Annotated in this window: 13 protein-coding genes; 4 read left to right on the top strand and 9 right to left on the bottom strand. The window is 68.9% G+C overall.

The annotated features are described in order from the left end of the window. Positions 1-52: 52 nt before the first annotated feature. The 7 genes from WDJ57_RS17765 to WDJ57_RS17735 form a co-directional block, all read right to left on the bottom strand. Positions 53-691, bottom strand: a complete 639-nt coding sequence (locus WDJ57_RS17765; protein ID WP_338902268.1) for an HAD family hydrolase — start codon at positions 689-691, stop codon at positions 53-55. An 84-nt stretch (positions 692-775) separates the two neighbouring features. Beyond that, a complete protein-coding gene (locus tag WDJ57_RS17760) occupies positions 776-1,054 on the bottom strand; it encodes a 4a-hydroxytetrahydrobiopterin dehydratase (RefSeq protein WP_338902267.1) in 279 nt (92 codons plus the stop codon). Positions 1,055-1,110: 56 nt separating this feature from the next. Further along, positions 1,111-1,542 carry a CBS domain-containing protein gene (locus WDJ57_RS17755; protein WP_338902266.1) on the bottom strand — a complete coding sequence of 144 codons (432 nt, stop codon included), beginning with the start codon at positions 1,540-1,542 and terminating at the stop codon, positions 1,111-1,113. A gap of 111 nt (positions 1,543-1,653) precedes the next feature. Further along, a complete protein-coding gene (gene hemA, locus WDJ57_RS17750; protein WP_338902265.1) occupies positions 1,654-2,991 on the bottom strand; it encodes a glutamyl-tRNA reductase in 1,338 nt (445 codons plus the stop codon). Continuing rightward, complete coding sequence (locus WDJ57_RS17745; RefSeq protein WP_338902264.1) at positions 2,988-3,632, bottom strand: precorrin-2 dehydrogenase/sirohydrochlorin ferrochelatase family protein; 645 nt, start codon at positions 3,630-3,632, stop codon at positions 2,988-2,990. The genes hemA and WDJ57_RS17745 overlap by 4 nt, the downstream gene beginning before the upstream one ends. An 84-nt stretch (positions 3,633-3,716) precedes the next feature. Then, a complete protein-coding gene (locus WDJ57_RS17740) occupies positions 3,717-4,148 on the bottom strand; it encodes a DUF5778 family protein (RefSeq protein ID WP_338902263.1) in 432 nt (143 codons plus the stop codon). Positions 4,149-4,283: 135 nt separating this feature from the next. After that, a complete protein-coding gene (locus tag WDJ57_RS17735) occupies positions 4,284-4,478 on the bottom strand; it encodes a cold-shock protein (protein ID WP_338902262.1) in 195 nt (64 codons plus the stop codon). A gap of 110 nt (positions 4,479-4,588) precedes the next feature. Here WDJ57_RS17735 and uppS point away from each other — a divergent pair, with 110 nt between their 5' ends. Then, a complete protein-coding gene (gene uppS / locus WDJ57_RS17730) occupies positions 4,589-5,524 on the top strand; it encodes a polyprenyl diphosphate synthase (protein ID WP_338902261.1) in 936 nt (311 codons plus the stop codon). Between the two features lies 1 nt (position 5,525). Here the strand turns inward: uppS and WDJ57_RS17725 are convergent, their stop codons facing one another. Then, positions 5,526-6,026 carry a pyridoxamine 5'-phosphate oxidase family protein gene (locus WDJ57_RS17725; RefSeq protein ID WP_338902260.1) on the bottom strand — a complete coding sequence of 167 codons (501 nt, stop codon included), beginning with the start codon at positions 6,024-6,026 and terminating at the stop codon, positions 5,526-5,528. Between the two features lie 131 nt (positions 6,027-6,157). On the opposite strand from WDJ57_RS17725, the gene WDJ57_RS17720 reads away from it, so the two are divergent. Then, entirely contained in the window at positions 6,158-7,048 is an 891-nt protein-coding gene (locus WDJ57_RS17720) for a hypothetical protein (RefSeq protein ID WP_338902259.1), read from the top strand. A gap of 52 nt (positions 7,049-7,100) precedes the next feature. Next, complete coding sequence (locus WDJ57_RS17715) at positions 7,101-7,742, top strand: hypothetical protein (RefSeq protein WP_338902258.1); 642 nt, start codon at positions 7,101-7,103, stop codon at positions 7,740-7,742. A 157-nt stretch (positions 7,743-7,899) separates the two neighbouring features. On the opposite strand, the gene WDJ57_RS17710 is transcribed toward WDJ57_RS17715, so the two are convergent. Then, on the bottom strand, positions 7,900-8,508 hold the full coding sequence (locus WDJ57_RS17710; RefSeq protein WP_338902257.1) for an undecaprenyl diphosphate synthase family protein: 609 nt from the start codon (positions 8,506-8,508) through the stop codon (positions 7,900-7,902). Positions 8,509-8,602: 94 nt separating this feature from the next. On the opposite strand from WDJ57_RS17710, the gene WDJ57_RS17705 reads away from it, so the two are divergent. Continuing rightward, on the top strand, positions 8,603-9,946 hold the full coding sequence (locus WDJ57_RS17705) for a DUF92 domain-containing protein (protein ID WP_338902256.1): 1,344 nt from the start codon (positions 8,603-8,605) through the stop codon (positions 9,944-9,946). Positions 9,947-9,948: the final 2 nt, after the last annotated feature.

Raw genomic sequence — 9,948 nt, 5'->3', positions numbered from 1 at the left:
GCGAAAAAGCCCCCGATACGCCATCGGCTGGGACCCGTGGACGCGCCGTCGCTCAGACGCTGAGGTCGGTCAGTTCGGCCACCCGCCGGTCGCCCAGCACGCGCTTGCCGGCCCAGTTGCGGTTCGGCCGGGAGACGTGGATGCCGTCCAGACCGGCGTTGTGGGCCGCCTGCACGTCGGCCGGGTCGTCGCCCGCCATCGCACCAGCGTGGCCGTTGCCGCCGACGCCCAGCTCGCTCATCGCCAGTTCGACCGGCGTCGGGTCAGGCTTCCAGCCCGTCTCCTCCGAGCAACAGACCACTGTGTCGAACCAGTCGGCGATGTCCAGTTGCTCCAGGACCGGCCCTGTCAGGTACTCCTGGCAGTGGGTGACGACGCCCACCGGCGTCTCCAGGCCCTGGACGAACGCCGCGGCGTCGTCGTAGACGTACGTCGCCGCGGCGCGGCTGACCGGCTCCTCGACGGCGTGGAACGTGTCCCAGAAATCACCGGGGTCGATGCCGGCACCGCCCAGAATCTCCTCGCGGGCGTTGCCGATGCCGTACCAGAGCAGTTCTGCCTCGTAATCGGTGAAGCCGTGGCCCAGTCGGTCCCCGACCTCGCCCATGACCTCGTGGATGTACGGCTGTTCGATGTCGACGACCGTTCCGTCGAGGTCGAGCAGCCAGAAGTCGTAGTCGCGACCGGTCATCGGATTACGCAGCTACGCCGCTGGCAGGTAAGTACTTTCCGGTGAATATCGCCGGTGAGTTGGCGCGCGAGCGGAGTCAAGCGGTCACTCGTAGATGTCGTCGAGTCGCTGTGCGAGGTCGATATCCTTCTCGGTGATGCCGCCGGCGTCGTGGGTCGTCAGGCGGACCTCCACCTCGCCCCAGGTGATGGTCATTTCGGGGTGGTGCCAGGCGTCCTCGGCGAGGCCGCCGGCCCCCGAGAGAAAGCCCAGTCCGTCCAGGTAGGAGTCGAACTCGTAGACCCGGACTATCTCGTCGCCCTCGCGGTTCCACTCATCGGGTAGCTGTGTCGCTATCTCGTCGTCGGTGAGCGTGTCTGCCATGTCTCTATCCAGGGTCGGCAGCCCGAAGATAGTTTGGGTGGGGTCGCTCGCGCCGCTCAGGACTGGTGTGGCGGGGATTCGGCCTCGATGACCGACGATATCTCGCCCATCTCGTCCTCCAGCAGGACCACCAGGTCGTCCAGCGTCAGGATGCCGACGAGCCGGCCGTCGTCCATGACCGGCATCCGCCTGATGCCGTGCTCGCTCATCTTCTGGCACACCTCGAAGACCCCCTCCGAGACGTCCGCCGTCACCAGGTCGCCGGTCATCAGGTCCCGCGCCGTCGTCTCGGTGGGTGACCGTCGGCCGCCGACGATACCGATGGCGAGGTCGCGGTCGGTGACGATGCCGATGGGCCTGTCCCCCTCCTCGACGACCACGCTTCCGACCTTGTTGGCCTCCATCAGGTCCGCCAGGTCCGCCGCTGTCGTCGACGGCTCTGCCGTTACCAGTTCCTCCCGTCCGCGTGCGAGTGTCTCGAGTGTCATAGCTGTCTCCCGGCTTGCCGCCGGGTAGTGAGAGAGTACCACACACAGCCTGAAAGCCGTAGTTGCCGGATGCCGAGAGGTGGGCGCAGAACGGTTGTCGTCAGTCGTCCGTTAGTCGTCCAGTTGGTCGAGGACCGCCGCGGGCATCTCCTCGCGCATCTCCTCGGGGATGTCCTCGGAGCCCACGCTGGCGACGAACTCCGGCGGGGGCGACTCGGGGCCGAAGTTCGGGTCGAACAGTTCCAGCGCCGTCTGGATGGTCTCCCAGTCGTCGACCTCGGCGGCGTCGCGCAGGCTGGTGGTCGGCGCGGCGAGCAACTGCGAGACGATGGCGTCGGCCATCGACTCCACGATTGCCTCGCCCTCCTCGTCCAGGTCGAGTTTCCCCAGCGCGGTGCCGACCTCCTGTGCCTTCACCCGCTCGGCGCTCTCGTACATCGCCGAGATGACGCGGTCGGCGCGCTTGCGCTTGTACTGGACGAGCAGGCGCTCGAACTCCTCGTCGACGATGCGCTCGACGGCCTCGGCGGCCCGCTCGCGCTGGCGTCGGGTCTTGTCGGTGACCGCCTCCAGCCTGTCCAGGTCGTAGACCGTCAGCCCGTCGATGGCCTCGGCGGCCGGCGGCACGTCCCGCGGCTGGGCGATGTCGACGAGGAACGTCTCGCCGGCGGCTTCCAGCGTCTCCACGTCGAAAATCGCGTCCGGACTCCCCGTCGCAGAGACGATGACGTCCGCCTCCTCGACTGCTGCCGGCAGTGCGTTGAGCGCGACGGCACTCGCCTCGGTGTCGACCATCCGCACGACGTGCTGGGCGTGGGGGACCGTCCGGTTCGCCACGATGAGGTGGTCGAGGCGCTCGGCCAGCGACTTCGCGGCCAGCGTCCCCATCTCGCCGGCACCGACGACAAGGCCCGTCGCGCCGCGGAGGTCGCACTCGTCGTCGAGCAACTGGACCGCCGCGCTCGCCAGCGAGACGACGCCCTCGTTGATTCGCGTCTCCGTCCGCGCGCGCTCGCCGACGTGAATCGCCTTCGTCACGCCGTCTTCGAGCAGCGGCCCGATGCCGCTCTCCGAGCGGGCGTCCTCGTAGGCGTCGCGGACCTGCCCGAGAATCTGGTCCTCGCCGAGCACGAGCGATTCGAGGCCGGCGGCCACCCGCAGGAGGTGGCGCAGGCTCTCCTCGTGGTCGAATTCGACCACGGTTCCAGCCTCGACGGCGTCGGTCAGGACGCCGAGTGCCTCCCGTCCGGCTTCGTGGCTTTCCGCGACGACGTAGCCCTCGACGCGGTTGCACGTCTGCAGGACGAACGCCTCCTCGACGGTCGGCTCGTCGAGCAGCGTCGCGACTGCTGCGCGCTGGCTCGTGGCCGCCGCGCGTTCGAGGTCGTCGACGGAGGCAGTAGCGTGGGAGATACTGACGCCCGTGACGACACCTGTTCCGACTGTCACGAGGAATCACCTGTCACGTCCGAAATCACGTCCGATGCTCTCTGTCGGGGCTTTGTACCGGGAGTATCTAAACCCTTCCAAACCGCGTCGTCGCGCACGACCGCCCGGAGCGCCGCCCGTCGGTCTTCGGGGCCGTACGACTCTCGGAGCTCCCCGCGGAGGTCACCCGCAAACTCCGCCATCGCGCCGGCACCGTCGACCACGTCCGCAATCTGCTCGCGGAGGTACCGGCTGAGAGCGGGGCTCCGGCCGCCCGTCGAGACGGCGACGACCACTGGGTCGTCACGCACCGTCGCGGGGACGACGACGCTACCGGCGTCCCGGCCGCCGTCGGCGTCGGCCCGGTTCACGAGAATTCCTCGCTCGCGCGCTGCGGCCGCGACGGCGGCGTTTACGTCCGCGTCGTCCGTCGCGGCGACAACGAGCACGGGGTCTGCTCGCTCCAGCCACCCCGGGACCGCCTCGGCGTCGACGGCCTCGCGGACGCGCGCTGCGCCGCCGAAGTCCGCGTCGGCGAACTCGGGGCTGACGACGACGACCTCGGCCTCCCGGGCGAACCGGCGGGCCTTCCGGGCACCGACGGGGCCGCCGCCGACGACCAGCACCGTCTCGCCCCCGAAGTCATGAAAGAGGGGAATCATGCGGGTACCACTGTTGTCAGGTCTCCCTCGGGACGTGACTTAAATCGCTCGCCTAGATTCACCCTGCGGGAGTCGCTGTGTCGCTCACTCGATGACGGACGACCCGGGGCTCTCGGCGTCTCCCCGGACCCCCGTGGCCTCGTAGCCAGCGTCGCGGACGGCGGCGAGCAGCCCCTCCGTGTCGGCGCTCGACTCGAAGTAGAACACGACGTCGAAGGTCCCCTCGCGGAGCAGTTGCTGGCACTCCCAGACGAACGACTCGTCGTCGAGTGTCAGCCCCTGGTGCTGGTTCGAGGCGAAGTCGGTGTCGTCGGTCCCCGAGTAGACGAACGTGTCGGTGGGCTCGAAGCCGGCGTACTCGGCGATGAGGTCGCCGATTTCGACCGTCGCCTGGTGCATCCGTGTCTCCGCGCTGCTCTCGAAGTCGGTGTGGACCACCAGCCCGTCGAGTGCGATTTCGCCAGGCTGGAGCAGTTGCCAGGTCCGCTGCCGGAGATCCGGGTCGATGTCGCTCATACGTAGCGGTTCTCGGGGTGCATTATACGCCTCACGGTTGCGCGGACGCGTAGCTCTCGGTAGTAGTGTTCGCGGCGTCGACAACGCAGGTGCTACCGACGCCAGCTAACGGACAAGCCAGAACAGCCGTCCGCCTTACAGGCGCGTAACGTTGGTCGCGCGCGGTCCTTTCTCTGCCTCTTCGATGTCGAACTCGACTTCTTGTCCCTCTTCGAGGTCAGGGCCGCCAACGTCTTCCATGTGGAAGAATACGTCCTCGTCCGCGTCCTCAGTCTCGATGAAACCGTAACCGCCGGTGTCGTTGAAGAAGTCAACCGTACCTTTCGCCATTGCACTTACTCAGACGACGGGCGAGCATTAAAGTTCTACGGGTTCGGGGACGGGGCGGCCCCCGCCCGAAGCCACAAGACTCTTATCGGCAGACTGATAGCCTTTTGATGATGTTATCGCGGCTCCGTCGGCTGGCGAACCGGACGTACGAGCGGGTGCTGAAGTGGGAACTCTCGGAGACGCCCTCTCACGTCGCCGTCATCATGGACGGAAACCGCCGTTACGCCAGCCAGCGGGGCCAGGACAAGACGGACGGACACCGCGAGGGCGCCCGGACCACCGAGCAGATACTCCACTGGAGCGACGAACTCGGCATCGAGGAGGTCACGCTGTACGCGTTCTCGACGGAGAACTTCGACCGCCCCGAGGCGGAGCGGGAGTCCCTGTTCGACCTCCTGACCGACAAGCTCTACGAGTTCGCCGACGCCGACCGGGTCCACGAGGCCGAGGTTCGCATCCGCGCCATCGGCGAACTCGACCGCCTGCCGGAGCGGGTACAGGAGGCCGCAGCGTACGCCGACCGGCGGACTGCCGGCTACGACCGCCTGCACCTGAACATCGCGCTGGCCTACGGCGGCCGCGCGGAACTGCTCGGCGCGGCCCGGGACATCGCCCGGCAGGTGGCCGACGGCGACCTCGAACCCGATGCCGTCGACGACGAAACCGTCTCGCAGGCGCTGTACGACGGGCCGACGCAGGACGTCGACCTCATCGTCCGCACGGGCGGCAACGAGCGCACGTCGAACTTCCTCCCGTGGCAGGCAAACGGCAACGAGGCCGCCGTCTACTTCTGTGCGCCCTACTGGCCGGAGTTCCGGAAGATAGACTTCCTGCGGTCGATTCGCACCTACGAGAACCGCGAGGAGTCCTGGCGGCGCACCCGCGCACAGCGGGCGCTCGCGCTCGTCCGCGCCCTGGGCCACACCGAGTGCGCCGAGGCCACGCGGATTCTCCACCGGTTCCGCGACGCGCTGCCCAGCGGCGAGCGGGACGCGCTGGACGCGGACCCGGTCGAGGACGCCGACCTCGAAGCGTCGGCGGACTGAGCTACTCGTACTTCGGCGAGGCGGGTTCGCCGCGTCTGCCGGCCGCCGAGTCCTCGACGACGCTTCGCATCCGCGGCGTGAAGTCCCAGGTGTAGAGACGCGTCGGTTCGATGGAGATTGTCACCTCTTCCCGGTCCGCGGCCAGGAGCCACTGCGCCATCTCGGCCTCGGTCGTGCCCAGGTACCGGTCGACGAGGTCACGGAGGGCTTCCTTGCCGCCGTCGGCCTCGATTTCGGCCCGGCCGGCCCCGCGGACGCCCATGTACGGCGGCATGTTCGTCGACACCTCGAAGCAGATGGCGTCGTTCTTCCGGAGGAAAGAGACCACGTCGGCGCTCTTCGCGGTGGCACACTGGATCTGGCCGTCCCGGTACCGGTACCACAGCGATAGCATCCAGAGCCCGCCGGCGGGGTTGTGACAGCCCAGGCGGACGGGGACGAGCGCCGCGTCGAGGAACTGCTCGGTCTCGGCCCGGGTCCACGAACCTTCGATAGACACCATTGCGCACACGTTGGGTCGCCGCGCCAATACGCCTTCGGGGCCACCCGCCGCGGACGGACCCAGAGGCCACGACGGCCCCCAAGGGGACGCGTGACGGAGTATATGTGTCCGCAAGCCCAACTGTGGGATTGATGAACGGTCCACACGCGGGGTGGCCCGGCGGACAGCGGCTGCTGCTCGTCTGCACGGCGCTGCTGGTCGCGCTGGCCGGCTGTTCCGGGTTCGAGGGGCCCGACGGCACCGCGCCGACGCCGGCGCCGACGGCGACGGCGACGAGTTCCCCGGAGGAACGCTGGCAGTCCGGACCGCGGATCGGAACCCCCGAAATCAGGCCCGTGAACACCGACCCCGGGGAAGTCGTCGGACCGGCCGTGGAGACACTCCGGGCGGTCGACGCCTACAGGGTGTCGGGAACGGTCGACGTCACGGTCGCCGGCGCGGACGGGAACCAGCCGACGAGGGGCGTCGTCACCACGAGCGTCAATCGGACCGCGATGCAACTGCGGACGACGTCGAGCCTGGGACAGGACGGCCGGACGGAGGCGTACCTCGTCGACGGCGTCGTCTACCGGCGGGACCCGGGTTCCGTGGCGACCCGCGGCACCGAGTGGGTCGTCGAGAGCTCAACCGACCCGGCGGCCTGGTTCAACCGCCACGACGAACTCGGGGCACACAGGGTGATGCTCGAACACGCGACCGCGGACGTAGTCGGGACACAGCAAGTCAGCGGCGGGTACGCCTACCGGCTCGCGCTCGACGTCGACGTCGCCGCGCTGAACGACTTCTACGGGTTCGACGACCGCCGCGGCGTCGACCGGGTCGAGGCCACGGTCTGGATTCGACCGTCCACGGACCGCCTGGTCCGGGCAGCGGGGACCGTCCATCGTCCGATGGTCGTCGACGGCCGGACCGTCGACGCAACCGTGGAGTACGAAAAGAGCTTCTCGTACACGTCCGTGACCATCAGCCTCCCGGCGGCCGCAGACAGCGCGGTCGCCGTCAACGCGACCGCAGGCACCTGAATCGGGGCGAGCGTGACAAGACATTTCACGCCGGTCACCGGAGAGAAATGCGATGCCAGCCTCGACGGTATCACGCAGGCGACTCCTCGCGACCCTGGCCGGAGGTGTCGCCGGTGCTGTCGCAGGGTGTAGCGAGTCGCAGGGGACGACAGGGAACGCGGACGGGAACGACGGCGGGACGGGAACAGCCACGAGGACGCCAAGCGCCACCGCGGCAGCGACCGCGACAGAGACCTCGACACGCCTCGACGCCGACGTCGAGATAGTCGCGAGCTACCCCGTCGAGACCGGCAACGGGACGGAACACCGGGAGACGACGGTCCTCGACGAGCGCGACGTCGCCGCAGTCGGTCGCGTTCAGGAAGGTGCTGGCGGGCGACCCCCCTCCGTCCCGGTCGGACTCACCGAAAGCGGGGCGGAGAACTTCACGACCGCCATGCGCGAGTTCGGCTTCACCAGTTCCGCGGGCATCCAGGCCTGCCGGTACGAGGAGCGTCCGGACGACCCCGGCTACTGCCTGCAGACGGTGCTCGACGGTGAAGTCGTCTTCTCGGCGTCGATGAGCAGCGGCCTCGCGCGAACGCTCGAGTCCGGGGCGTTCGCGGACGACCCGCGGTTCGTCCTCCAGACCCGGAACCTCTCGAAGGCCCGCGATCTTCGCGCTTCCCTCGAAGGTAACAGTAGCAGCGAGTGACGCGATTCACCCTACCGGCCGAACTTCCGTCACGTCGTCCCTCGTGACGTCATTCGGACTCACGTCCGAACTTCCGGAAGACTCACACTGTTCGTCTTCCGGCGTTTGCCCTAACGGCCAAACCTCCGCCACGTCGTCCCTCGTGGCGTGATTCGGACTATCGTCCGAATCTCCGCTGACGGTCCTGATAATCCCTGAGCGCCCGGAGGTAGTCCCGGCGGCGGAGATTCTGCCAGTTCACGTCGGTGAAGTACAGTTCCGAGTAGACGGACTGCCATATCATGAAATCCGAGAGCCGCTCGTCGCCGGTCTTGATGACCAGGTCGGGGTCGATGGGGAAGACCAGTCGCTCCTCGACGTCGGACTCGGAGATGTCCGCCGGCGAGAGGTCGCCCGAGTCGACCTCCTCGGCGATGCCCTGGACCGCGGCGGCGAACTCGTGTTTGCCGCCGAGGCCGATGCTGACCTGAATCGGGGCGTCGGCGCGCTCGCGGTCGTCCGGCCCGCGGACGGCGACCGAGCGGGGTGCGTCGACCGACTCCAGACGCTCCCGAAGGGCGGGAACGGCCTCCTCGTCGAGGACGCTGACGTAGACGACGACGCTCGACGCGCCGTACTCGAACGCCCACGAGAAAAGGTCCGAGAGGGTCCCGTACCCGCCGTCGGTCAGCAGGTCGCGCTCCGTGACGACGACGGCGACGGTCTCGGGGAGGGTGGCGTCGCTGAGGCGGATGCGGGTCGCGAGGTACGTATCGTACAGGCCCACACCCGCCGTTCCCGGTGATGGGGCCTAAATCTGCCGCCTCGGGGTGAGACGACAGCGGGAACTATAAGTGCGCCTCGGTGATACCCGCGGAGTAGTGACCTCCACAGTCCGGCGGGCCGCGGCGTTCACGCTCGTCGGGAGTCTCGCACTCCTCGTCCCAGTCGTCGCGACGGTCGACGACCCGGCCTACGCCACCGTCGCCGCCGCCGGCCCGTTCCTCGCCGCCGCGGCGTTCGCCCTCACCGTCTCCGACGACGGCGTCGCCTTCGAACTGTTCGCCCGCCCCGGCGACCACCGCGACGGGAAGCTGTACGGCCTCGCCGGGTTCGCCCTCGCGGCCGCCGGCCTCGCCATCCTCACCGTAGGCTTTGGCATGCCCGACCACGTCTACGTCGCGACCGTGCTGCTGGTCGCCGTCGGCAACCTCGGCACCCAGGTCACGCGCCTGTGGACCGCCGAGCGCGTGCTCGCGACCGCCGGCTTCGTGACCGCCGGCTTCGTCGGTGCCGCCGCGGGCCAGCTGGTGACGGTGCAGGTGACCGGCGACGTGACCGGGATGCCGACCATCGCCTTCCTCGCGGCCAGCGGCGCGCTCACGGCGGCGCTGCTCCGCGCGGTCCTCTTCCAGCGCGACGACCCGCTGGTGATGGCCGTCGTCGGCATCCTGCTGTGGCTGTTTTCCAGCTTCCCGCTGGACATCACGACGACGCGCATCGCCGTCGCCCTGGCCGTCACCATCGTGCTGGGCTACGTCTCCTACGCGCTGGAGACTGCCTCGCTGCCCGGAATGTTGACCGGCGTGTTGCTCGGCCTGCTCACCATCGTCCTGGGCGACTACGGCTGGTTCGCCATGCTCATCGCCTTCTTCGGCATCGGCGGGCTGGCCGCGAAGTACCGCTACGACGAGAAGGCCGACCGCGGCATCGCCGAGGAGAACGAGGGTGCCCGCGGCTCCAGCAACGTCCTCGCGAACTCCCTGGTCGCGCTGGTGGCCGTCCTCGCCGCCGCGGCCAGCCCGGAGTTCGGCCTCCCGGACCGGCTGTTCCTGTTCGCCTTCGCCGGGGCCGTCGCCGCGGCGCTTGCCGACACGCTCTCCAGCGAAATCGGCGGCCTGTTCGACAACCCCCGGCTGGTCACGTCCTTTCGCGTCGTCGAACCCGGGACAGACGGCGCGGTGACCTGGCAGGGCGAACTGGCCGGCCTGGCCGGTGCCGGCATCATCGCCGGCATCGCGCTGGTCGGCTTCGAGAGCATCCAGCCCCCCGGCGCGGCCGTCGTCGTCGCCGCGGGCGTCGTCGGGATGACCGTCGACAGCCTGCTCGGGGCGACCATCGAGGGGTGGCTGTGCGGGAACCAGGGCGTCAACCTGCTCGCGACGCTCGCCGCGGCCATCGCCGGCGGCGTCCTGGCAGTCGCGCTCGGCCTCACCGCGCTGTGACG

The organism is Salinibaculum sp. SYNS191 (assembly GCF_037338445.1).
Classification (GTDB): Archaea; Halobacteriota; Halobacteria; order Halobacteriales; family Haloarculaceae; genus Salinibaculum; species Salinibaculum marinum.
Note: the sequence above shows the minus strand (reverse complement) of the source record. Positions and strands in the feature narration are given on the sequence as shown.

Bases quoted from the DNA above. Each gene is read 5' to 3' on its own strand.
- WDJ57_RS17765 (WP_338902268.1), bottom strand. From the start codon at position 691: ATGACCGGTCGCGACTACGACTTCTGGCTGCTCGACCTCGACGGAACG.
- WDJ57_RS17760 (WP_338902267.1), bottom strand. From the start codon at position 1,054: ATGGCAGACACGCTCACCGACGACGAGATAGCGACACAGCTACCCGAT.
- WDJ57_RS17755 (WP_338902266.1), bottom strand. From the start codon at position 1,542: ATGACACTCGAGACACTCGCACGCGGACGGGAGGAACTGGTAACGGCA.
- WDJ57_RS17745 (WP_338902264.1), bottom strand. From the start codon at position 3,632: ATGATTCCCCTCTTTCATGACTTCGGGGGCGAGACGGTGCTGGTCGTC.
- WDJ57_RS17740 (WP_338902263.1), bottom strand. From the start codon at position 4,148: ATGAGCGACATCGACCCGGATCTCCGGCAGCGGACCTGGCAACTGCTC.
- WDJ57_RS17735 (WP_338902262.1), bottom strand. From the start codon at position 4,478: ATGGCGAAAGGTACGGTTGACTTCTTCAACGACACCGGCGGTTACGGT.
- uppS (WP_338902261.1), top strand. From the start codon at position 4,589: ATGTTATCGCGGCTCCGTCGGCTGGCGAACCGGACGTACGAGCGGGTG.
- WDJ57_RS17725 (WP_338902260.1), bottom strand. From the start codon at position 6,026: ATGGTGTCTATCGAAGGTTCGTGGACCCGGGCCGAGACCGAGCAGTTC.
- WDJ57_RS17720 (WP_338902259.1), top strand. From the start codon at position 6,158: ATGAACGGTCCACACGCGGGGTGGCCCGGCGGACAGCGGCTGCTGCTC.
- WDJ57_RS17715 (WP_338902258.1), top strand. From the start codon at position 7,101: ATGCCAGCCTCGACGGTATCACGCAGGCGACTCCTCGCGACCCTGGCC.